20 protein-coding genes are annotated in these 23,391 nt (G+C 60.2%); 13 read left to right on the forward strand and 7 right to left on the reverse strand.

Translation table 11 applies throughout. From position 1 onward, the window contains the following. The first annotated feature begins 180 nt into the window (after positions 1-180). A complete protein-coding gene (gene bglX, locus AB4N43_RS10125) occupies positions 181-2,472 on the forward strand; it encodes a beta-glucosidase BglX (RefSeq protein WP_460153949.1) in 2,292 nt (763 codons plus the stop codon). Between the two features lie 149 nt (positions 2,473-2,621). Here the strand turns inward: bglX and AB4N43_RS10130 are convergent, their stop codons facing one another. From AB4N43_RS10130 to AB4N43_RS10150, 5 genes are all read right to left on the reverse strand, one after another. Then, complete coding sequence (locus tag AB4N43_RS10130; RefSeq protein WP_027925589.1) at positions 2,622-3,779, reverse strand: phospholipase D-like domain-containing protein; 1,158 nt, start codon at positions 3,777-3,779, stop codon at positions 2,622-2,624. A 1-nt stretch (position 3,780) separates the two neighbouring features. Beyond that, positions 3,781-4,371, reverse strand: a complete 591-nt coding sequence (locus AB4N43_RS10135; RefSeq protein ID WP_027925590.1) for a YceI family protein — start codon at positions 4,369-4,371, stop codon at positions 3,781-3,783. A 209-nt stretch (positions 4,372-4,580) separates the two neighbouring features. Then, on the reverse strand, positions 4,581-4,901 hold the full coding sequence (locus AB4N43_RS10140; RefSeq protein WP_059181493.1) for a hypothetical protein: 321 nt from the start codon (positions 4,899-4,901) through the stop codon (positions 4,581-4,583). Further along, a complete protein-coding gene (locus AB4N43_RS10145) occupies positions 4,898-5,992 on the reverse strand; it encodes a serine hydrolase domain-containing protein (protein ID WP_460153952.1) in 1,095 nt (364 codons plus the stop codon). Before AB4N43_RS10145 ends, AB4N43_RS10140 begins: the two co-directional genes overlap by 4 nt. A 157-nt stretch (positions 5,993-6,149) precedes the next feature. Then, a complete protein-coding gene (locus AB4N43_RS10150) occupies positions 6,150-7,028 on the reverse strand; it encodes an acyl-CoA dehydrogenase middle domain-containing protein (protein ID WP_059181495.1) in 879 nt (292 codons plus the stop codon). Between the two features lie 154 nt (positions 7,029-7,182). Between AB4N43_RS10150 and olsB the strand changes: the two genes are divergently transcribed. Beyond that, the gene (gene olsB / locus AB4N43_RS10155; protein WP_027925594.1) at positions 7,183-7,938 is read left to right on the forward strand and encodes an L-ornithine N(alpha)-acyltransferase; all 756 of its coding nucleotides are present in this window, start codon (positions 7,183-7,185) and stop codon (positions 7,936-7,938) included. Then, positions 7,938-8,729 carry a lysophospholipid acyltransferase family protein gene (locus AB4N43_RS10160; protein ID WP_027925595.1) on the forward strand — a complete coding sequence of 264 codons (792 nt, stop codon included), beginning with the start codon at positions 7,938-7,940 and terminating at the stop codon, positions 8,727-8,729. Before olsB ends, AB4N43_RS10160 begins: the two co-directional genes overlap by 1 nt. A gap of 107 nt (positions 8,730-8,836) precedes the next feature. Here AB4N43_RS10160 and AB4N43_RS10165 read toward each other — a convergent pair whose 3' ends face one another. Continuing rightward, entirely contained in the window at positions 8,837-9,415 is a 579-nt protein-coding gene (locus AB4N43_RS10165) for an acyl carrier protein phosphodiesterase (protein WP_027925596.1), read from the reverse strand. A gap of 171 nt (positions 9,416-9,586) precedes the next feature. Between AB4N43_RS10165 and AB4N43_RS10170 the strand changes: the two genes are divergently transcribed. From AB4N43_RS10170 to AB4N43_RS10180, 3 genes are read left to right on the forward strand one after another with little or no spacing between them, the layout of a single operon-like run. Continuing rightward, positions 9,587-9,889, forward strand: coding sequence for an ArsR/SmtB family transcription factor (locus tag AB4N43_RS10170; protein ID WP_007983055.1), 303 nt, complete (start codon positions 9,587-9,589; stop codon positions 9,887-9,889). Positions 9,890-9,923: 34 nt separating this feature from the next. Then, a complete protein-coding gene (locus AB4N43_RS10175) occupies positions 9,924-11,090 on the forward strand; it encodes an MFS transporter (RefSeq protein ID WP_027925597.1) in 1,167 nt (388 codons plus the stop codon). A 28-nt stretch (positions 11,091-11,118) separates the two neighbouring features. Next, on the forward strand, positions 11,119-12,168 hold the full coding sequence (locus tag AB4N43_RS10180; protein ID WP_027925598.1) for an alkene reductase: 1,050 nt from the start codon (positions 11,119-11,121) through the stop codon (positions 12,166-12,168). Between the two features lie 223 nt (positions 12,169-12,391). On the opposite strand, the gene emhR is transcribed toward AB4N43_RS10180, so the two are convergent. Further along, positions 12,392-13,024: an efflux system transcriptional repressor EmhR gene (gene emhR / locus AB4N43_RS10185; RefSeq protein WP_027925599.1), complete on the reverse strand. Its 633-nt coding sequence runs from the start codon at positions 13,022-13,024 to the stop codon at positions 12,392-12,394. Positions 13,025-13,289: 265 nt separating this feature from the next. Here emhR and emhA point away from each other — a divergent pair, with 265 nt between their 5' ends. The 7 genes from emhA (at position 13,290) to AB4N43_RS10220 (ending at position 23,386) form a co-directional block, all read left to right on the forward strand. Then, positions 13,290-14,447, forward strand: a complete 1,158-nt coding sequence (gene emhA, locus AB4N43_RS10190; protein ID WP_027925600.1) for an efflux RND transporter periplasmic adaptor subunit EmhA — start codon at positions 13,290-13,292, stop codon at positions 14,445-14,447. Between the two features lie 3 nt (positions 14,448-14,450). Next, a complete protein-coding gene (emhB, locus tag AB4N43_RS10195) occupies positions 14,451-17,615 on the forward strand; it encodes an efflux RND transporter permease subunit EmhB (RefSeq protein ID WP_027925601.1) in 3,165 nt (1,054 codons plus the stop codon). Next, positions 17,612-19,072 carry an efflux RND transporter outer membrane subunit EmhC gene (emhC, locus tag AB4N43_RS10200; RefSeq protein WP_059181499.1) on the forward strand — a complete coding sequence of 487 codons (1,461 nt, stop codon included), beginning with the start codon at positions 17,612-17,614 and terminating at the stop codon, positions 19,070-19,072. The genes emhB and emhC overlap by 4 nt, the downstream gene beginning before the upstream one ends. 437 nt (positions 19,073-19,509) lie before the next feature. Beyond that, on the forward strand, positions 19,510-20,769 hold the full coding sequence (locus AB4N43_RS10205; protein ID WP_059181500.1) for an OprD family porin: 1,260 nt from the start codon (positions 19,510-19,512) through the stop codon (positions 20,767-20,769). Positions 20,770-20,961: 192 nt separating this feature from the next. Continuing rightward, the gene (locus tag AB4N43_RS10210) at positions 20,962-22,152 is read left to right on the forward strand and encodes an NAD(P)/FAD-dependent oxidoreductase (RefSeq protein WP_194939896.1); all 1,191 of its coding nucleotides are present in this window, start codon (positions 20,962-20,964) and stop codon (positions 22,150-22,152) included. Positions 22,153-22,178: 26 nt separating this feature from the next. Next, entirely contained in the window at positions 22,179-22,547 is a 369-nt protein-coding gene (locus tag AB4N43_RS10215) for a DUF1641 domain-containing protein (RefSeq protein ID WP_194939897.1), read from the forward strand. A 20-nt stretch (positions 22,548-22,567) separates the two neighbouring features. Next, positions 22,568-23,386 carry a methyltransferase domain-containing protein gene (locus AB4N43_RS10220; RefSeq protein ID WP_059181502.1) on the forward strand — a complete coding sequence of 273 codons (819 nt, stop codon included), beginning with the start codon at positions 22,568-22,570 and terminating at the stop codon, positions 23,384-23,386. Positions 23,387-23,391: the final 5 nt, after the last annotated feature.

Here is a 23,391-nt window from a genome sequence, read left to right on the forward strand (position 1 = left end):
GCACTTGGGGCATAATCTGCCGCCGCCACTGGATTGCAACGAGCCAATGGGCTAAAAGATGCCCCTGCACAAAAAACACGCAGAAGTGTGCTGCATTTACTTGAACAACAATAGTCGCTCCCTAACTTTTGGCTGATCGGCGCGTATTCACTGCCGTTTAGGCTTTTGAGAAAACAATTCATGAAGAAGCTGTATTTGCTGGGCCTGTTCGTCAGCCTGGCCAGTCATAACGTATTGGCCGCCACGACCCCCGCACCTCTGGAGAACAAGGACGCCTTCATCAGTAACCTGATGAAGCAGATGACCCTCGATGAAAAGATCGGCCAATTGCGCCTGATCAGCATCGGCCCGGAAATGCCACGCGAACTGATCCGCAAGGAAATCGCGGCCGGCAACATCGGCGGCACGTTCAACTCGATCACCCGCCCGGAAAACCGCCCGATGCAGGACGCGGCCATGCGCAGCCGGTTGAAGATCCCGATGTTCTTCGCCTATGACGTGATCCACGGCCACCGCACCATTTTCCCGATCCCGATTGCCCTGGCTTCGAGCTGGGACATGGACGCCATCGGCCGCTCCGGGCGCATCGCCGCCAAGGAAGCCGCGGCGGACAGCCTCGACATCACCTTCGCGCCGATGGTCGACATCTCCCGCGACCCGCGCTGGGGCCGGACTTCCGAAGGCTTCGGTGAAGACACCTACCTCGTGTCGCGCATTGCCGGCGTGATGGTCCGAGCCTTCCAGGGTTCAGGCGCCAACGCGGCTGACAGCATCATGGCCAGCGTCAAACACTTTGCCTTGTACGGCGCGGTCGAGGGCGGTCGCGACTACAACGTGGTCGACATGAGCCCGGTCAAGATGTACCAGGACTACTTGCCACCTTACCGCGCGGCGATTGACGCCGGTGCCGGCGGGGTGATGGTTGCCCTGAACTCGATCAACGGCGTGCCGGCCACCGCCAACACCTGGCTGATGAATGACCTGTTGCGCAAGGAATGGGGCTTCAAAGGCCTGGCGGTCAGCGACCACGGGGCGATTTTCGAGTTGATCAAGCACGGCGTCGCCGCTGACGGCCGCGAAGCCGCGAAGCTGGCGATCAAGGCCGGCATCGACATGAGCATGAACGACACGCTGTACGGCAAAGAACTGCCGGGGCTGTTGAAATCGGGCGAGATCGCGCAAAGCGACATCGACAACGCCGTGCGTGAAGTGCTCGGCGCCAAGTACGACATGGGCCTGTTCAAGGACCCGTACCTGCGCATCGGCAAGGCTGAAGATGATCCGGCCGACACCTACGCCGACAGCCGCCTGCATCGCCCCGAGGCCCGTGACGTCGCGCGTCGCAGCCTGGTGTTGCTGAAGAACCAGAACGAAACCCTGCCGCTGAAGAAAACCGCGAAAATCGCGTTGGTCGGCCCGCTCGCCAAGGCGCCCATCGACATGATGGGCAGCTGGGCAGCGGCGGGTAAACCGGCGCAATCGGTGACCCTGTTCGACGGCATGAACGCCGCCGTCGCCGACAAGGCCTCGCTGATCTACGCCCGTGGCGCCAACATCACCAGTGACAAGAAGGTCCTGGATTATCTGAACTTCCTCAACTTCGACGCCCCGGAAGTGGTGGATGATCCGCGTCCGGCGCAAGTGCTGATCGATGAAGCGGTGAAAGCCGCCAAGGATGCCGACGTGGTGGTGGCAGCGGTGGGCGAGTCCCGTGGCATGTCCCACGAATCGTCGAGCCGCACCGACATCAACATCCCGGCCAACCAGCGCGATCTGATCAAGGCCCTGAAAGCCACCGGCAAGCCACTGGTGCTGGTGTTGATGAACGGCCGCCCGCTGTCGATTCTCGAAGAGAAGGAACAGGCTGACGCGATTCTGGAGACCTGGTTCAGCGGCACCGAAGGCGGCAACGCCATCGCTGACGTGCTGTTCGGCGACTACAACCCGTCGGGCAAACTGCCGATCACCTTCCCGCGCTCGGTGGGTCAGATTCCGACCTACTACAACCACCTGAGCATTGGCCGGCCATTCACGCCGGGCAAACCGGGCAACTACACCTCGCAGTATTTCGATGACACCACCGGCCCACTGTTCCCGTTTGGTTTCGGCCTGAGCTACACCGATTTCAGCCTGAGCGACATGGCCCTGTCGTCGACCACACTGAACAAGACCGGCAAGCTCGACGCCAGCGTCACGTTGAAAAACACCGGCAAACGCGACGGCGAAACCGTGGTGCAGTTGTACATCCAGGACGTGACTGGCTCGATGATCCGACCGATCAAGGAGCTGAAGAACTTCCAGAAAGTCATGCTCAAGGCCGGCGAACAGAAAGTCGTGCACTTCACCATCACCGAGGACGACTTGAAGTTCTACAACACCCAGCTCAAGTTCGCTGCCGAGCCGGGCAAGTTCAACGTGCAGATCGGCCTGGACTCCCAGGACGTGACACAGCAGAGCTTTGAGTTGCTGTAATTATTCAAACACCGCAAAAACCTGTGGGAGCCGAGCTTGCTCGCGATGAGGCCATAACATCCAACACCTATGTTGACTGTTACGCCGCCATCGCGAGCAAGCTCGGCTCCCACAGTGGTTTTCCTCCAATGGTTTTTTGGGTACGGCGGCTATCCGCGGCGATCCAGCAGGTTCACCACCAGCCGATCCACCCAGCCCCAGATCCGTTGCTTGACCCGCTTCCACAATGGCCGGCGTTGCCATTCTTCGAGGCTGACTTCCTGGCTCTGCGCAAAGTCCCGTTCGAAACTCCCCGCCACTGCCAGCGTCAGCCCTGGGTCCAGCGCTTCAAGGTTGGCTTCCAGGTTGAAGCGCAAGTTCCAGTGATCGAAATTGCATGAGCCGATGCTCACCCAATCATCGATCAGGACCATTTTCAGGTGCAGGAAACACGGCTGGTACTCGAAAATTTTCACCCCGGCCTTGAGCAGTCGCGGATAGTAGCGATGCCCGGCGTAACGCACCGACGGGTGATCGGTGCGCGGCCCGGTCAACAACAGGCGCACGTCAACACCCCGACCGGCGGCCCGGCGCAGTGAGCGGCGGACTTTCCAGGTCGGCAGGAAGTACGGCGTCGCCAGCCAGATGCGTTGCTGGCCGCTGTTCAGCGCGCGAACCAGCGATTGCAGAATGTCGCGGTGCTGGCGGGCGTCGGCATAGGCCACCCGGCCCATGCCTTCACCCATCGACGGCACTCGTGGCAGGCGCGGCAAGCCAAAATGCGAGGCCGGTTTCCAGGCCCGTCGATGGCGGTTGGCGATCCATTGGCGGTCGAACAACAATTGCCAGTCAATGACCAAAGGCCCGGTGATTTCCACCATGACTTCGTGCCATTCGCTGGTGTCTTCACCCGGCGTCCAGAACTCATCGGTGACGCCCGTGCCACCGACCACCGCCAGACTTTGATCGACCAGCAACAGCTTGCGGTGATCGCGGTAGAAGTTGCCGACCCAACGCCGCCAGCTCAGGCGATTGTAGAAACGCAATTCGACCCCGGCCGCCGTCAGGCGCTGACGCAAGGTCAGGGTAAACGCCAGGCTGCCATAGTCATCGAACAGGCAGCGCACGCGCACACCGCGTTCGGCTGCCGACACCAGGGCTTGCACCATGGCCTCGGCGCAGGCGCCCGCCTCCACCAGATACAGCTCCAGCTCGACCTGTTCTTCGGCGCGGGCAATCGCGACCAGCATGCGTGGGAAAAACTGCGGACCGTCGATCAGCAGCTCGAAGTGGTTGCCTTCACGCCAGGGAAAGATTGCGCCGGCCATGTCAGCGCGCCGTGAAAATCAGTACCGCACCCACCGGTACCGACAGACTGATGGCCGACAGATCGGCAACCTTGCGCAACGTTTCCAGCCCGGGAGCCAGATCAAAATCTTCGGCATTGATTACCAGCGGCTCCAGGGTTACCACTTGAAAGCGTCGGTCATCGAGGCGCGTCGCCAGCAATTCGGCGTTGTATTGATGTTGCTTGCCATGCAGGTTGACGGTCAGCGGCAAGCGCAACTCCAACTGCGCGCCGGGCGCGAGGTCGTTGATTGGACGCAGATCAATCTGCGCAGTAATCAACGCTTCAGGATAGGTCTGGATCTCGAACAGCTCTTTGCGCATCCGTTCATCACGCAAGGGGATGCCGCTGTTCACCGACTCCAGTTCGACTTCCACCTCGGCCAGGCCTTTGGCGTCGACCTTGCCGTGCAACACCAGAAAGCGCTGCACTTCGGAGAGGTTGGCGTTTTTGGTGCTGATGAACGACAGCCGCGAGGACTCCCCGTCCAGATACCAATCGGCGCGGGCCGACAGCGTGGCACCGGCCAACAGCAGGAGCGCGAGGGTTTTAGAGAGGGAGCGGTTGAACATAGAGACTCGTGTGCAGATAAACCTGCACGAACCTTAACCGCCCGGCAGCAAGATGCAAACCTGTAGTCGTTGGCGAAGCCTGCGTTCGGCGGCGAAGCCGTCGTGAAATCCTGCGAAGCGGGGCAACCTGAAGTACTGCGGTGCTTGGTTTTACGACGGCTTCGCCGCCGAACACAGCCTTCGGCAGCGGCTACAAAGGTTCGTGGGCGTCAGGGTTGCAGACGGCAACCTTGGCGTTCGCCGATCCACACAGCGCTGTTGCTACGGCCCATGCCACTGACCGTGACCCGTTTGCTGGCGGCATCATCGACAAAACTGCTGGTCGGCAGCCACTGCTTTACATAGCGGTGGCAATACCCGATCTCGTTGTTCATCACATACCGGCACGAGCAATATTCCTTGGCGGTGTAGGCGCTGATGATGTCAGGGAACGCCCACAGCGCCACTCGCTCCTGCCAGATCCAGCTGAGCAACGCGACCAGCAATACCAGGAACAACGCGCTGAACGGTCTGTGTCGAAGAAAACTCATGGCTGCACCTTTTGAGCAAACGCCTTGAGCGCGAGTTTGAGCAATTCGTTGTGCTGGTAGCTCCCGTCGCGATCATCGCCATAGCGCACGATCACCAGGTTTTCGCTGGGAATAACGTACATCGCCTGCCCCCAATGACCCAGTGCGGCGAAGGTATCGGCCGGCGCATCGGGCCAGGGTTGTGCCGCCCCGTCCACTGCGCGATTGAGCCACCATTGACCGCCAGGTACGGCGTCATCCTGATGAGCGTGATAGCGGGCGAACGGTTCGCGATTGAAGGCGACCCAGTCTTTGGGCAGCAACTGACGACCCTGCCAGCGCCCGTCGCGCGCCATCAATAACCCGATGCGTGCCAGATCGCGAGCCGTGAGATAGGCGTAGGACGAAGCGACGAAAGTGCCCGTGGCATCGGTTTCCCAAACGGCATGGTGGATGCCCAAGGGCTCGAACAGCGCAGTCCACGGATAGTCTGGATAACGTGCCGGGCCGACGATATTTTTCAGCGCGGCGGCGAGCAAACCGCTGTCGCCACTGGAGTAACGAAAGGCCTGACCGGGCTCGGCGTATTCGGGATGCTCGGCGGTGAACGCAGCCATGTCCTGATGACCACGGGTGTAGAGCATCGCCACCACCGAGGACTTCAACGGGGCGTATTCATAGTCTTCCTGCCAGTCCAGCCCCGAAGCCCAATGCAGCAGGTCGGCCATGGTCACGCCGGGGTGTTTTTTCATCGGCGGATAAAACGTCTGCACCGGGTCCTGGAGTTTGAACAGGCCTTCGCCATAGGCCACACCCAGCACCGTGGCCATGAGGCTTTTGCTGATCGACCATGTCAGGTGTGGCGTGTCGGCGGTGGTCGGGCCGGCGTAGCGTTCGTAGATCAATTGACCGTCGCGGATCACCAGCAAGGCGTCGGTGCGCACGCCTTTTCGGGTGCTGTCGTCACGGGGTGGGAAGGCGTAGGTTTCCAGGGCTTGAAGCGCTGCCCCGGTGATGACCGGGGCGGTTGACCATTGCTCGGCCGGCCAGTTGTCAGCGTGGGTCGGGAGGCTGAGCAGCAGCATGACAATGAGGGACAAGCCTTTGAACATGGGGTGGGCTCGGGAGGATTAACTTGCTGAGCCTAGTTGAGGTTGATGACAGTTTTTGGATCTGTGTTGCCCATACTGGCCCCATCGCGAGCAGGCTCACGCCTACAGGGGAATGCATTTCAAACTGTAGGCGTGAGCCTGCTCACGATGGGGCCCTTTAATTCACGGCTAATGCCTTGGCCAACCGCTTACCTCTGGCACCCGCCGCCAAATCCATCACCGCCTGATCCCGCTGCCACATCGCCGCCCAATGCCCCGGCCCATCGGCCAACGCCAGATCAATTTCAACCTTGAGCCCCTCGAACTGCGCAAACAACCCACCCAGCAACACATGCCCGGCCGCATTGTTCGGTGCCTGACGGCTGACTTCAGCGCACCCGGCCAGCAGCGCCAGTAACCGCAACTGCAACGCTTGCGGCCAGTCGCTGTCCTGGCCAATGCCATACAGCCACGCCGTCATGGCGCTCAATACGTACACATCTTCAAGGGTGCGGAACGGTTTGACGTAGGCATCCCAACCATCCCCCGCCAACAACTCGCACTGGGCATTGTCGAGAAACAAGCGGCCATGACTGATGTCCGGCATCAGCGGGATCGCCGGCAGCTTTTCCAGGCGCACGCCGGGTTCATCGGGATAGACCACCGCCAGGCTCAGGCTTACAGGGTCGCCGGGCGCTTCACTGCGGGCAGCGATCAGCAGCCATTCGGCGGCATCACCGGCGGTGACGAAATCCTTGCGCCCGCTCAGGCGCAAATCCGTGAGACGGGTTTGCATGTCCGCCGGTCGCAGGCTGCGCTGTTCGGTCGCACACAGCGCGCCGAGGCTCAGCGGCGCGCTCGGCCAGAGCATGCGCAACGCTGCCTGATACCCCACCAGAAACGCCAGCCCCGGCGTGGCCATCAAACGCCCGCCAGCCACGGCCAGTTCAAACGGCGTCACCGTGCCCAACTGGTGCAACAAGGTCACGAAACCTTCCGCCAGATCTGGGTTGGCGGGCAGGCGTTCTTGGCGGATCAACAGGTTTTGCCAGGGCATAAGAGGCTCCTCGTGGGCTGTCATATAAGCATCACCAAAGCTTAATGGCGATGACACCGGGGCTACATAGCCTGACCTTGCACAAAACGGCTGCATAAAGAAAGTCGATCCGCTGTAACCCAAGACGGGTGAGCAGCCCGCACGGAGAATCGCCATGACTCAGATCGCCCGCATCCGCGACACCGGCAACGACCGCCGCCTGCAAGCCGAACGCCTGATCGGCAGCGAGGCCTTGCAGGAAGCCCAGGCCTTGCGCTTCAACGTGTTCAGCGGCGAGTTCAACGCCAAGCTGAAGGGCGCTGAGCTGGGTCTGGACATGGATGACTATGATGTTCATTGCGCCCACATCGGCGTGCGTGACTTGAATACCGGGCGCCTGGTGGCGACCACCCGTTTGCTCGATCACACGGCGGCCAGCAGCCTGGGCAAGTTTTACAGCGAAGAAGAATTCAGCCTGCACGGCCTGGTGCATCTCAAAGGCCCGATCCTGGAAATCGGCCGCACCTGCGTCGACCCGGCCTACCGCAACGGCGGCACCATCGCTGTGCTCTGGGGTGAACTGGCCGAAGTATTGAATCAGGGCGGCTACAGCTATTTGATGGGCTGCGCGAGCATCCCGATGCAGGACGGCGGCATCCAGGCCCACGCGATCATGCAGCGCCTGCGCGAACGCTACCTGTGCACCGAACACCTGCGCGCCGAGCCGAAAAAGCCGCTGCCGACGCTGGATATTCCTTCTAACGTGATCGCCGAAATGCCGCCGCTGCTCAAGGCCTACATGCGCCTCGGCGCGAAGATCTGCGGCGAGCCTTGCTGGGACGAAGATTTCCAGGTGGCCGACGTGTTCATCCTGCTCAAGCGCGACGAGCTCTGCCCGCGTTACGCCAAGCACTTCAAGGCGGCCATGTGATGAATCGGTTGCGGGTGTACGCGCGGATTGCGCGAGTGCTGGTGGTGGTCGCGCTGGGATTGAGCATGGCCTGCGTGTTCGGTCTGTTCGAGCGCATGGGCATCGCCCACTCGATGGTCCGCCGCCAACGCTGGTCGCGATTTTTCATGACGCGGTTGAGCAATGCCCTGCCCTTCCACGTGACTGTTCAGGGTGAATTGCCCAAGCAACCGATGCTCTGGGTCAGTAATCATGTGTCCTGGACTGACATCCCGCTGCTGGGCATGCTCACGCCGATGTCGTTCCTGTCCAAGGCCGAAGTGCGCACCTGGCCGGTGGCGGGCTGGTTGGCGGCCAAGGCTGGCAGTCTGTTTATTCGTCGTGGGTCGGGCGATAGTCAACTGATCCGCAAACAAATGACCCGCCACCTGGAACAGGAGCATCCGCTGCTGATGTTCCCGGAAGGCACCACCACCGATGGCCGGTCGTTGCGTACCTTTCATGGTCGCTTGCTGTCGGCGGCAATTGATTCAGAGGTGCAGCTGCAACCGGTGGCGATTCGTTATTTGCGTGACGGTCAGCTCGACACCTTGGCACCGTTCATTGGCGACGATGATCTGCTGTCGCATTTGATGCGCTTGTTTGCCAATGACCGGGGGGATGTGGAGATTCACCTGCTCAAGCCGATTGCTTGCGAAGGTCGCGAACGTGCAGCGCTGGCGTTCGAAGCGCAGCAAGCGGTGCAGAAAGCGTTGTTTGGGGCGATTGCGGAGAAGCAGCCAATCCCGATGCGCCCGGCCATCGCTGCTTAAACACACATCCCCTGTAGGAGTGAGCCAGCTCGCGATAGCGGTCTTTCATTCACATCATTGTTGAATGTTATGCCGCCATCGCGAGCAGGCTCACGCCTACATTGGGTTCAAGGTGTTGGGTAGTGTTGGGCAAAGGTTTGGAGCTGTGGGTAGAACAGCCTGAAATCGTCACTCAACGGTTCATACAACACCCGCAATTCCTGCATCGCCCCCGCCAGTTCCTCCGGCCGGGTCAACCGCCGAGAAATCCCCCGCAGCACCTGTTCCAGCACCTCGAATTCCTGATACGACCCCAACCAGTCATTCGCCACCATGTGCGGCGCGATGCTCGCCAACCGTTCCGGCAACTGCGGCTCGGCCGCCAGCACCCGGTACACATCCGACGTGAACAACTCCAGCGGCCGGTCGGCGTACAGCGTCCAGTCCCGTGCCAGGCAGTGGTCGAAAAACACGTCGAGCACGATCCCGGCGTAACGCCGGCGTGTCGTGGAAAACCGCGACAACGCAACATCCACCAGCGGATGGCGGTCGGTAAACACGTCGATGCTGCGGTGCAGCTGAATGGCCGCCTCGATCTCCGGCGCGTATTGCCCTTGCAGCCGTCCTTTGACGAAATCGCCATAGAGACTGCCGAGCCATTGACCGGGACGCTGGCCACCGAGGTGAAGATGTGCGAGATAGTTCATAGGCGCAGCTTAGCACTGCGCCTTTGGATCTTTACATCCCACGTATCGTTATAACTCGATATACCGAATTGTTAGCGGCTCAGAGCCAAATCATATTTGTATATCGCGAAATACCGATTTAAAGTTCGCCTCATCGCGATATAGCGTTTTAACCATCACGAGCTCACCCCCATGACCATTAATCTCGACGAAATAATAAAAGCCCTGGCACACCCAGTACGGCGAGAAATCCTGCACTGGCTCAAAGACCCTACCGTCGAATTTCCTGACCAGTCCCACAGCAACGAGCACGGCGTTTGTGCCGGGCAGATCGATCAACGTTGCGGCTTGTCGCAGTCCACGGTGTCCGCGCACCTGGCGACGCTGCAACGCGCCGGCCTGATCAGCAGCCGCAAAGTCGGCCAGTGGCATTTTTTCAAACGTAATGAGGAAACCATCCAGGAATTCCTCAAGACCTTCAGTAAAGAGCTCTGACCCTTAACGTCAGTCAGCCGACAAGGAATCAACAATGCCCCTCTCGCTTCTCATACTGGCCTTGAGTGCCTTCGCCATCGGCACCACCGAGTTCGTCATCATGGGCCTGCTGCCCGATGTGGCGGCTGACCTCGGTGTGTCGATCCCCGGCGCTGGCTGGTTGGTGACCGGTTACGCCCTGGGCGTGGCCATCGGGGCGCCGTTCATGGCGCTGGCCACCGCCCGACTGCCGCGCAAGGCTGCACTGGTGGCGTTGATGGGGATCTTCATCATCGGCAACTTGCTCTGCGCCCTCGCCAGTGACTACAACGTGTTGATGTTTGCACGCGTTGTCACGGCGCTCTGCCACGGTGCCTTCTTCGGTATCGGTTCGGTGGTGGCGGCAGGCCTGGTGCCGGCCAACAAACGCGCTTCGGCCGTGGCCTTGATGTTCACCGGCCTGACCCTGGCCAACGTGCTCGGCGTGCCACTGGGCACCGCGCTCGGCCAACAGGCCGGCTGGCGCTCGACCTTCTGGGCCGTGACGGTAATTGGTGTGATCGCCCTGATTGGCCTGATCCGCTTCCTGCCGGCCAAGCGTGATGAAGAAAAACTCGACATGCGTGCCGAACTGGCTGCGCTCAAGGGTGCCGGGATCTGGTTGTCCCTGAGCATGACTGCGCTGTTCGCGGCCTCGGTCTTCACCCTCTTCACTTACGTCGCGCCGTTGCTGGGCGAAGTTACCGGCGTCTCGCCACGTGGCGTGACCTGGACCCTGATGCTCATCGGCCTGGGCCTGACCGTCGGCAACATCATCGGCGGCAAACTGGCGGACAAAGGCATGGCTGCGACGCTGATTGGTGTGTTCATCAGCATGGCCGTGGTCTCCACCGTGCTGACGTGGACCAGCGTTGCGCTGATCCCGACCGAAATCACCCTGTTCCTCTGGGCCACCGCGTGTTTTGCCGCCGTGCCGGCCCTGCAAGTGAACGTGGTGACCTTTGGCAAAGCGGCACCGAACCTGGTGTCGACCCTGAACATCGGCGCTTTCAACATCGGCAACGCCCTCGGTGCCTGGGTCGGCGGCAGTGTCATCGCCCACGGCTTCGGCCTGACCAGCGTACCGCTCGCGGCTGCCGCACTGGCGGTACTCGCCCTGCTGGTGACCCTGATTACTTTCCGCCAGAGCGGCAATCCCGAACTGGCTCCAGCGACTCACTAATCCACTTGAACCTCACGAGGGTGTTTTCATGACGACTATTTTCGATCCGATCAAACTGGGCGACATCGAGTTGGCCAACCGCATCATCATGGCGCCGCTGACCCGTTGCCGCGCCGACGAAGGCCGCGTGCCAAACGCGCTGATGGCCGAATACTACGTCCAGCGCGCTTCCGCCGGCCTGATTCTCAGCGAGGCCACCTCGGTCACGCCAATGGGTGTCGGCTACCCGGACACCCCGGGCATCTGGTCCAACGACCAGGTCCGTGGCTGGGCTAACGTGACCAAAGCGATCCATGGCGCGGGCGGCAAGATTTTCCTGCAACTGTGGCACGTCGGCCGGGTGTCCCACACCTCGTACCTGAACGGCGAAGCGCCGGTCGCACCGAGCGCCATCCAGCCAAAAGGTCACGTCAGCCTGGTTCGCCCATTGGCCGACTATCCAACGCCGCGTGCCCTGGAAACCGCTGAAATCGCCGACATCATCGACGCTTACCGCACCGGTGCCGAGAACGCCAAGGCTGCCGGTTTTGACGGCGTGGAAATCCACGGCGCCAACGGTTACCTGCTCGACCAGTTCCTGCAAAGCAGCACTAACCAGCGCACCGACAACTATGGCGGTTCCCTGGAAAACCGTGCACGCCTGCTGCTGGAAGTGACCGACGCAGCCATCGAAGTCTGGGGCGCCGGCCGCGTGGGTGTGCACCTGGCACCGCGTGCTGACTCCCATGACATGGGCGACGACAACCTGGCCGAAACCTTCACCTACGTCGCTCGCGAACTGGGCAAGCGTGGCATCGCCTTCATCTGCTCCCGCGAGAAAGAAGCCGGCGACAGCCTCGGCCCACAACTGAAAGAAGCCTTCGGCGGCCCGTACATCGCCAACGAACGCTTCACCAAGGATAGCGCCAACGCCTGGTTGGCCAGCGGCAAGGCCGATGCGGTCGCCTTTGGTGTGCCGTTCATTGCCAACCCGGACTTGCCGGCCCGTTTGAAGGCCGATGCGCCGCTGAACGAAGCACGTCCAGAACTGTTCTACGCAAAAGGCCCGGTCGGTTACATCGACTACCCTGCGCTGTAAGCATCCGTCACTGAAATGCAAAAAGCCCCGACTCGTGAGAGCCGGGGCTTTTTGGTTTTTAACGTGGCGTGATCACACACGTTCACATCCAAGACACAAAATTCCTACAAAATACGTAGCTCGCTACCTGTCATCCTGGCGAGCGTCCGTATATAAAAGCACCCTATGGCATCGGCACCCGCCTGGAAAGTTGACAGTGGCGACGCCGATTACGCATTTTGTTTCATTTGCGCAGGCTTGGGCTCAAGCGCAGCATGTCCAGCCCGGTCTCGACCCAACGCTCGGCTTCGGCGTGCAATTGAAAGCTGTCGGGGGCCAGCAACCACTTGTACAGGATGCCATCGATGTACGCGTGCAGGCTGATGGCCGCGCGCGCCGTGTCGAGGTCTGCGGGCATTTGCCCCCGATTCACGGCATTACGCAGGGCCAGGCCGATGCGCACATTGCAATCAAGGCTGGCCGTCAGGCGCTGTTGGCGCAGATCGCACATTTCATCGGTGAATTCGCACTTATGAAACAGAATCTCATTAATGCGTCGGGTTTTCGGGTCCAGTGCAACTTGATGAAACAAATGAATCAGCAGCTTGCGCATGCAGCCGAGCGGGTCGAGTTCTTCTTCGCTTTCGCTGGCCCTGGCCATCTCATCCAGTGGCTCATGCAAGGTATCCAGCATGGCCTGCACCAGATCGGCCTTGTTGCTGAAATGCCAGTAGATGGCACCGCGAGTCACGCCGGCCAGGGTCGCGATGTCCGCCAGTGTCGTGCGTGCCACGCCCCTTTCATAAAAGGCTTTCTCTGCCGCTTCGAGTATCTGGGCGCGGGTTTCTTGAGCTTCCTCTTTGGTGCGACGGACCATGGCAGTAAAACCTCAATCAGGATGCTTCAGTGATGTCTGAACATCAGCTGAATAAAAGTGGAGCGTTCGCTCTTGGGCGCCGTCCCCGTCTTAGAATTCAAACCTTCGAACGGCTTTTGTAGCGAAGTGGGTACACAGCCAAGGTGTTTACAAACAACCATGAACGTAAGTATATTCCTTAGCAAGCTACTTATCCACTCAGCACCCTATTTTTACCCTTCCACCTTTCTAGTGCGCACTTTGCGCGCCTGACCCGAGGATTTTCATGCAATTCAAGCCAGCTGTTACCGCTCTGGTCACTGCCGTCGCCTTGGCATCGCTGCTCAGCGGATGCAAAAAGGAAGAAGCGGCACCAGCCGCACCGCCTCCTCAGGTCGGCGTCGTTACCCTGCAACCGCAAACGTTTACGCTGACGTCCGACCTGCCGGGCCGTACCAGCGCGTACCGCATCGCCGAAGTGCGTCCTCAGGTGAACGGCATCATTCTCAAGCGCATGTTCAAGGAAGGCGGCGACGTCAAGATTGGCCAACAGCTCTATCAGATCGATTCGTCGGTGTATGACGCCACCCTGAAAAGTGCCGAAGCCAACCTGCAACAGACCAAGTCGATCTCCGACCGCTACAAGCAACTGGTCAACGAGCAAGCCGTCAGCCGTCAGGAATACGACACGGCCGTGGCCAACCGCCTGCAATCGGAAGCCGCCTTGCAAACCGCCCAGATCAACGTGCGCTACACCAAGGTCTACGCGCCGCTGACCGGTCGTATCGGTCGCTCGAACGTGACCGAAGGCGCGCTGGTCACCAGCGGCCAGGCCGATCCGATGGCAGTGATCCAGCAAATCGACCCGATCTACGTCGACGTAACGCAGTCCTCGGTGGAATTGCTGCAACTGCGCCGTGAACTGGAAAGCGGTCGCCTGCAAAAGGCTGGCGACAACGCGGCAACGGTCAAGCTGACCCTCGAAGACGGCAGCCAGTACAAGCTGGACGGCAAGCTCGAATTCTCCGAAGTCTCGGTTGATCAGACCACCGGTTCCGTGACCTTGCGCGCCGTGTTCCCGAACCCGGAACACACCCTGCTGCCGGGTATGTTCGTGCACGCCCAGTTGCAGTCCGGTGTGAACGCAGCAGCCATTCTGGCGCCGCAACAAGGCGTGACCCGTGACCTGAAAGGCACCCCGACTGCACTGGTCGTCGGTCCTGACAACAAGGTCGAGTTGCGTCAGCTCAAGGCCAGCCGCACCGTCGGCAGCCAATGGCTGATCGAGGACGGCCTGAAGGCAGGCGATCGCCTGATCACCGAAGGGCTGCAATTCGTCAAACCTGGCATCGAAGTCAAAGCCAGTGAAGCGACCAACGTTGGCGTAAAGAACCCGGCCCCCGCACAGGCAGCTGATAAGGCTTCCAGCGGCAAAGGGGAGTAAACCATGTCGAAATTTTTTATCGACCGTCCGATTTTCGCCTGGGTAATTGCCCTGGTGATCATGCTGGTCGGGGCACTATCGATCCTCAAGCTGCCGATCAACCAATACCCGAGCATCGCGCCTCCGGCGATCGCCATCTCTGTGACCTACCCGGGTGCTTCGGCACAAACGGTACAGGACACCGTGGTGCAGGTGATCGAGCAACAGCTCAACGGCATCGACCACTTGCGTTATGTGTCCTCGGAAAGTAACTCCGACGGCACCATGACCATCACCGCGACCTTCGAGCAAGGCACCAACTCCGATACCGCGCAGGTTCAGGTCCAGAACAAGCTGAACCTGGCCACCCCGCTGCTGCCGCAAGAAGTGCAGCAGCAAGGTATCCGCGTGACCAAGGCCGTGAAGAACTTCCTGTTGGTCATCGGCGTGGTCTCGCGTGACGGCAGCATGACCAAGGACGACTTGTCCAACTACATCGTGTCGAACATGCAGGACCCGATCTCGCGGACCGCCGGTGTCGGCGACTTCCAGGTGTTCGGTTCCCAGTACGCCATGCGTATCTGGCTCGACCCGGCCAAGTTGAACAACTTCAACCTGACCCCGGTTGACGTCAAAACCGCCATTGCCGCGCAAAACGTGCAGATCTCGTCCGGTCAACTCGGCGGTTTGCCGGCCCTGCCCGACACGCAGCTGAACGCCACGATCATCGGCAAGACCCGTCTGCAGACCGCTGAGCAATTCAATAAAATCCTGCTCAAGGTCAACAAGGACGGCTCTCAGGTTCGCTTGAAAGATGTCGCCGAGGTGGGTCTGGGCGGTGAAAACTACAGCATCAACGCCCAGTTCAACGGCGCTCCGGCGTCCGGCCTGGCCGTGAAGCTGGCCACCGGCGCCAACGCCCTGGATACCGCCACAGCCCTGCGCAAGACCATCGACGACCTCAAGCCGTTCTTCCCGCAAGGGATGGAAGTGGTGTTTCCGTATGACACCACTCCAGTGGTGACCGAGTCGATCAAAGGTGTGGTTCACACGTTGGTCGAAGCCGTCGTGCTGGTGTTCCTGGTGATGTTCCTGTTCCTGCAAAACTTCCGCGCCACCATCATCACCACGATGACCGTGCCGGTGGTACTGCTCGGTACATTCGGCATCCTCGCGGCCGCCGGTTTCAGCATCAACACCCTGACCATGTTCGGTATGGTCCTGGCCATCGGCTTGCTGGTGGACGACGCCATCGTCGTGGTGGAAAACGTCGAACGGGTCATGAGTGAAGAAGGCCTGTCACCCAAGGAGGCCACCAAGAAATCCATGGGGCAGATCCAGGGCGCACTGGTCGGTATCGCCATGGTGCTGTCGGCGGTTCTGCTGCCAATGGCGTTCTTCAGCGGCTCCACCGGCGTGATCTACAAGCAGTTCTCGATCACCATCGTCTCGGCCATGGCCTTGTCGGTACTGGTTGCACTGATCTTCACACCGGCGCTCTGCGCCACCATGCTCAAGGCCATTCCGAAGGGTGAGCACGGCACACCCAAGCGCGGCTTCTTCGGCTGGTTCAACCGTAATTTCGACCGTGGCGTAAAACGCTACGAGCGCGGCGTGGGCAGCATGCTCGCGCACAAGGCGCCGTACCTGTTGGCCTACCTCATCATCATTGTCGGCATGATCTGGTTGTTCACCCGTATTCCAACAGCGTTCCTGCCGGAAGAAGACCAGGGTGTACTGTTCGCCCAGGTGCAGACGCCGGCCGGTTCAACGGCCCAGCGAACCCAGGTGGTCGTGGACGAGATGCGTGAATTCCTGCTGCGTCCGGGCAAGGATGGCGGTGAAGGCGATGCAGTGAACTCGGTGTTTACCGTGACCGGCTTCAACTTCGCCGGTCGCGGCCAGAGCTCGGGTATGGCGTTCATCATGCTTCGCCCATGGGACGAACGTAACGCCGACAACAACGTGTTCAAGGTGGCGGCCCGTGCACAGCAGCACTTCTTCACCTTCCGCGATGCCATGGTGTTTGCCTTTGCGCCACCGGCGGTACTGGAACTGGGTAACGCCACCGGTTTCGACGTGTTCCTGCAAGACCGTGCCGGCATTGGTCACGAAAAGCTGATGGCTGCCCGTAACCAGTTCCTCGGCATGGCCGCGCAAAGCAAGATTCTGACGCAAGTGCGCCCGAACGGCCTGAACGACGAACCGCAATACCAACTGGAAATCGACGACGAGAAGGCCAGCGCCCTGGGCGTGACCATCGCCGACATCAACAACACCCTGTCGATTGCGTTGGGCAGTAGCTACGTCAACGACTTCATCGACCGTGGTCGAGTGAAGAAGGTGTACGTGCAAGGCCAGCCCGGCTCGCGTATGAGCCCGGAAGACCTGAAGAAATGGTATGTGCGCAACAGCGTCGGCACCATGGTTCCGTTCTCGGCGTTTGCCAAGGGTGAATGGATTTACGGCTCGCCGAAGCTGGCCCGTTACAACGGCGTGGAAGCGATGGAAATCCTCGGTTCCCCGGCGCCGGGCTACTCCACCGGTGAAGCCATGGCCGAAGTCGAAGCCATTGCCGCGAAACTGCCGGCGGGTGTCGGTATTTCCTGGACCGGCCTGTCTTACGAGGAACGCTTGTCCGGTTCGCAAGCGCCAGCGCTGTACGCCCTGTCGTTGCTGATGGTGTTCCTGTGTCTGGCGGCGCTGTACGAAAGCTGGTCGATCCCGATTGCGGTGATGCTGGTGGTGCCGCTGGGGATCATCGGTGCACTGATGGCGACCAGCCTGCGTGGCCTGTCCAACGACGTGTACTTCCAGGTGGGCCTGTTGACGACCATCGGCCTGGCGGCGAAAAACGCCATTCTGATTGTCGAATTTGCAAAGGAACTGCATGAACAAGGGCGTAGCTTGCGCGATGCGGCGATTGAAGCCTGCCGGATGCGTCTGCGACCGATCATCATGACCTCGCTGGCCTTCGTTCTGGGCGTGGTACCCCTGGCGATTTCCACCGGTGCAGGTTCGGGCAGCCAGCATGCCATCGGCACCGGGGTGATTGGCGGTATGATCACCGCCACCGTTCTGGCGATCTTCTGGGTCCCACTGTTCTTCGTCACTGTGTCGTCCATCGGTCAGCGCAAAAAAGTCGACCAGGATGACGCCACTGAAACTCCTAAAGAGGCTGGCCAATGAGCAAGTCGCTACTCTCCCTAGCCGTTGCCGCGTTTGTGCTCGGTGGTTGCTCGCTGATACCTGATTATCAGCAACCTGCGGCACCGGTGGCAGCCCAATACCCGCAAGGCCCGGCGTATTCGCCGGCCCAGGCGCCTGGCCAGGCGGCAGCGGAGCAAGGCTGGAAGCAGTTTTTCCATGACCCGGCCCTGCAACAGTTGATCCAGGTCGCACTGGAAAACAACCGTGACCTGCGTGTCGCTGCCTTGAACATTGACGCCTTTGCAGCGCAGTACCGCATCCAGCGCGCCGACCTGTACCCGGCCGTGTCGGCCAACGGCACCGGCAGCCGTCAGCGCGTTCCGGCTGACGCTTCGCAGTCCGGCCAGGCGGGCATCACCAGTTCCTACTCGGCGACGGTCGGCATCAGTGCCTATGAACTCGACCTGTTCGGTCGGGTTCGCAGCCTGAGCGAAGAAGCGCTGCAGAAGTACTTCGCTACTGAAGAAGGTCGACGCAGCACGCAGCTCAGCCTGGTGGCCAGCGTGGCCAACGCCTACCTGGCCTGGCAAGCCGACAAGGAACTGCTGAAAGTGACCCAGGACACCCTCGGTGCGTTCGAGGAGAGTTATAAGCTCACCGCGCGCAGTGCCGAAGTCGGTGTTGCGTCTGCGCTGGACCTCGCCCAGTCGCGCACCTCGGTGGAAACCGCCCGGGTTCAACTGGCGAAGTACACCCGCCAGGTCGCTCAGGATGAAAACAGCCTGGTGCTCCTGCTTGGCACCGGCATCCCGGCCAACCTGCAAGCGGCCAAGCCACTGTCCGACGATTTGCTGAGCGACGTACCCGCCGGCCTGCCATCGGACTTGCTGCAACGTCGTCCGGACATCCTCCAGGCCGAATACAACCTCAAAGCTGCCAACGCCAACATCGGCGCGGCACGGGCTGCGTTCTTTCCGAGCATCAGCCTGACGGCCAACGCCGGCACCCTGAGCCCGGACTTGTCCGGTCTGTTCAAGGGCGGTTCGGGCACCTGGCTGTTCTCGCCGCAGATCAACCTGCCGATCTTCAACGCCGGCAGCCTGAGCGCCAGCCTGGATTACTCGAAAATCCAGAAAGACATCGGCGTGGCGAACTACGAGAAGTCCATTCAAACGGCCTTCCAGGAAGTCGCCGACGGCCTGGCTGCCCGCGAGACCTACACCCACCAGTTGCAGGCGCAGCGTGACAACGTCACCGCCAACCAGGAGTACTACCGCCTGGCCGAGCGTCGTTACCGCATTGGTGTCGACAGCAACCTGACCTTCCTCGACGCCCAGCGTCAGCTGTTCAACGCGCAACAAGTGCTGATCACTGATCGCCTGGCGCAGTTGGTCAGTGCGGTCAATCTGTACAAGGCCTTGGGCGGTGGCTGGAATGAGCAGACGGCGAAAGTCGAACCGCTCAAAGAAGACGCGCCGAAGATGAAGTTGTTCTGATCGCGTTATGAAAAACATCAAGCCCACCTTTTGGTGGGCTTTTTGTTGTCTGCCGAACACTGTGTTGTCAGCACTGGCCTCATCGCGGGCAAGCCCGCTCCCACAGTGGATTTCTGTGTGTATGTGATTTGCGGCAAACATAGAAACCTGTGGGAGCGGGCTTGCCCGCGAAGAGGCCCGCGCAAACGACACAAAATCTAATCCAATCTTACGTTCGATTATCGCCCAAAACCCGCTTTTGCCAATTGAACCAGCTGGTTCATTCCCCTCACCATCTGCCCCCACAAGACCAATAACATCAGGTTCGACACCATGTCCCCGCGCCCTGCCCTGTCCGGCTGATCCGTTCCGATTTTCACAACTTCGAATCCTTTGTCCGCAATTCCGACGTTGCGGCAGCGCCCTGTTTCATCCCTAACAATTAGAGAGACCGCCCCATGACGCCTTCCACCGCGCAGTATTATCTTCCCAGCCTAATCGCCATCGCCCTGGCCAGCGCTGCCCTGCCTGTCATGGCCGAGGAAGCGGGTTTTGTCGACGGCGCCAAGGTCAACCTGAACCTGCGCAACTTCTACATCAACCGCAATTTCACCAACCCGACCAAGGCTCAAGGCAAGGCTGAAGAGTGGACGCAAAGCTTCATCCTCGACGCCAAATCCGGCTTCACCCAGGGCACTGTCGGTTTCGGTATGGATGTGTTGGGTTTGTATTCAGTGAAGCTCGACGGCGGCAAAGGCACCGGCGGTACGCAGTTGCTGCCACTGGACCATGACGGACGCCCGGCGGACAACTTCGGTCGCACCAACGTCGCGTTCAAGGCCAAGCTGTCCCAGACTGAAGTCAAGGTCGGTGAATGGATGCCGGTGCTGCCCATCCTGCGTTCAGACGATGGTCGCTCCCTGCCACAAACCTTCCGTGGCGGCCAGATCACCTCGAAGGAAATCGCCGGCCTGACGCTTTACGGCGGCCAGTTCCGCGCCAACAGCCCACGCGACGACAGCAGCATGAGCGACATGTCGATGAACGGGAAACCGGCCTTCACCTCCGACCGCTTCAACTTCCAGGGCGGTGAATACGCCTTCAACGACAAGCGCACCCAGATTGGCCTGTGGAACGCCGAACTCAAGGACATCTACAGCCAGCAATTCGTCAATCTGATCCACAGCCAGCCACTGGGCGACTGGACCCTGGGCGCCAACCTCGGCTTTTTCTACGGCAAGGATGACGGCAGCGCCCGCGCCGGCGATCTCGACAACAAGACCTGGTCTGGCCTGTTCTCGGCCAAATACGGCGGCAACACCTTCTATGTCGGCCTGCAAAAACTCACTGGCGACAGCGCCTGGATGCGCGTCAACGGCACCAGCGGCGGCACCCTGGCCAACGACAGCTACAACGCCAGTTATGACAACGCACAGGAAAAATCCTGGCAGGTGCGCCACGACTACAACTTCGTCGCCCTCGGCATTCCGGGCCTGACCCTGATGAACCGCTACATCAGCGGCGACAACGTCCACACCGGCACCGTCACCGACGGCAAGGAATGGGGCCGCGAGTCGGAACTGGGCTACACCGTGCAAAGCGGCGCGCTGAAGGACTTCAACGTCAAATGGCGCAACTCGACCATCCGCCGCGACTTCAGCAACAACGAATTCGACGAGAACCGGTTGATCGTCAGCTATCCGATCAGTTTGTTATAAAACTCAGCGCCGGCATGCGCGCTCAGGTAATGCCGGCGCTAACCACTGGTCACTTGGTACTGGCGGTTTGCACAAGCGCAGATACAGTCAGGCTGTGCGTTTAAATTCTCCAGCCTGATGTAGGAGCCCCATTTTTTCTTCCGTTATCTCCGGATGCTGTACGCGAAGCTGCCATGACCACGGAGGTCAGGTATGAGCAAGCGAATAGTTATCGTCGGTGGCGGCGTAGGTGGAACCATGCTGGCCAATCAACTGGCCAGCAAGTTGTATCCAGAAATCCTGCGTGGCGAAGTCTCGATTGCATTACTGTCCAATTCCCCCGATCACTTCTACAAACCTGCGTTCATGTATGTGGCGTTCAATCAGTTCTTTGAAGAAGAACTCAAGCGCCCGGAACGTTCATTGTTGCGCCCGGAAATCAGCTTTCACATCGAGGAAGTCATACACTTCGATTTTCCCGGCCAAAGCCTGAAAACCCGCAGCGGCAAATGTTATGGCTATGACTTTATGGTCATCGCCACCGGTTGCGTACCCGCACCGGAGCGTATCGAAGGCTTGAAAGAAGCCGGCGACCACTTCTACCAATATCAACCCGCCCGGCAACTGGCAGAACGCCTGAGCACGATCAAGAAGGGCCGGATTTTCATCACAGTGTCCTTTCCGCACACACCCAACGTGCCGCATCAATGCGGCATTGCCCCGGTGGAAACCACGCTGATGCTCGATGATTTTCTGCGGCTTCGGGGTGTACGCGACCAGGTGGAAATCGTCTACACCTACCCGACCACCGCTCAGCTGCTGCGCAACTGCCTGTTTCTGCAAAGGCCTACGGGAGAAATACTGCCCGGCATTTTCGAGCAGAAAAACATTCACTTCCAACGCGGCTTCACCCTCGACCGGGTCGATCCGGATCAGAAGATCGCCTACTCGGCAGAAGGCGACGCGCAACCGTTCGACATCCTGATGGCAACGCCACCGATCCGCGCCGTGGATGCAGTGCTGGAGTGCGGCGTTTCGCAAGCCCCGAATAACGAAGGCTGGCTGCCGACTAACCACGAAACCCTGCAGGTTTATGGCCTCGAAAACGTCTACGTGATTGGCGACACCGTCGACCTGCCGGTGAGCAAGGCCGGAGGCGCCTGCCACAACCAGGCGCCGGTGATCGCCAACAATATTACCGCGCAGATTCGCCTTGGCGCGCCCCACAGCGTCTATGACGGGCGTGTTCAGGCCGTCGCGCAAATGGGCCTCAATGCCGGCATGCCACTGGTGTACAATTATGCCCGTGACGTGTCGCCGACTCCGCCGACCAAACTTGGCGGCCTGCTCAGGCATGGCTTCAATCGTGGCCTGTATTGGGCGGTTGCCCGCGGAATGCTTTGACCCTGCACAGGGAGGAGTGAACGGTGATGAACTCATTGGATGAAACACTGGCGGTCGGTGCGACCGGAACGCCGGGGCTGAACGCCTTGATGGCCAAACTTCAGCCGTTGCTCGACGGCGGGCGGCTGGACAATATTGTCGATGCGCTGTCGCTGGTCTCGGACATGATCGACCTGCTGGACCCTGCAATGGTCGAAAAACTGGCGCAGCTGTTCGAAAACGCCACGGCGTCCACCTGGATGATTGGCAATGCCGTGCGCCTGGCCAAAGCCGAGGTCAGCGCCGCCGCCCCACCAGGCGCCTATGCGCTGATCAAAATGCTGAACGATCCGGACACACGCAAAGGCGTGGCGGTTGTCCTGAAATCCCTGAATGTCATCGGAAGGCAACTGTAATCGCCAGAGAGGATCACCTCATGAGCGTCAAACTCGAAACGGCAGGGAACGCCTGTACTCACTGGGACGCCAAGGCGTACCAGCAGTTTTCCCGCCTCAGGCAACGACCGGTCAACGAACTGCTCGACCGTGTCGACATCAAGAACCCCCGTCGCATCTACGACCTGGGCTGCGGCACGGGCATTGCGACACAGCTGCTGGCCAAGCGTTGGCCCCGCGCGCACTTGATGGGTATCGACAGTTCTGAGCAAATGCTTCAGGAGGCCAGAGCCTTGCCGATCAGGGCCCACTGGAAGCAGTGCGACCTGCAAAACTGGCAGCCCGAACAACCCGCCGATCTGCTATTTGCCGCCGCCGTGCTGCATTTCATCGACGATCATCAACGACTGTTGCCCCGATTGCTCACACACCTCGACCCGGGCGGTTGTCTGGCGGCGCACATGCCTGACTGGCGGGATGCGCCGTGGTATCAGCTGATGCTCGAAACCCTCGACGATGGCGGCCACAACGGTCAGCCGTTGGGCACACCGCAGTTGCGTGAAACCATGGCCCGGCGGCCACTGTTGTCGTTGGAGGACTACTACCGATTGCTGGCGCCGCTCTGTGCCACGCTGGATATCTGGGAAACCGAGCAGCTACAGGTGGTTGACGGCAAGTCGCCGATTTATGACTGGATCAAGGTGTCGGCGTTAAGGGAGGTCATGCAGGGATTGAAGGATGACGAACAGGCGAGGTTCATCTATCACTTCATGATGCGGGTGCATGCGCAATATCCGCGGGAGGGGGATGGGCACACGTTGTTTCCGTTCAAGCGGGTTTTCATTGTGGCTACTGTGTAAGCCAT

It is taken from the genome of Pseudomonas sp. S2_B07 (assembly GCF_054668435.1).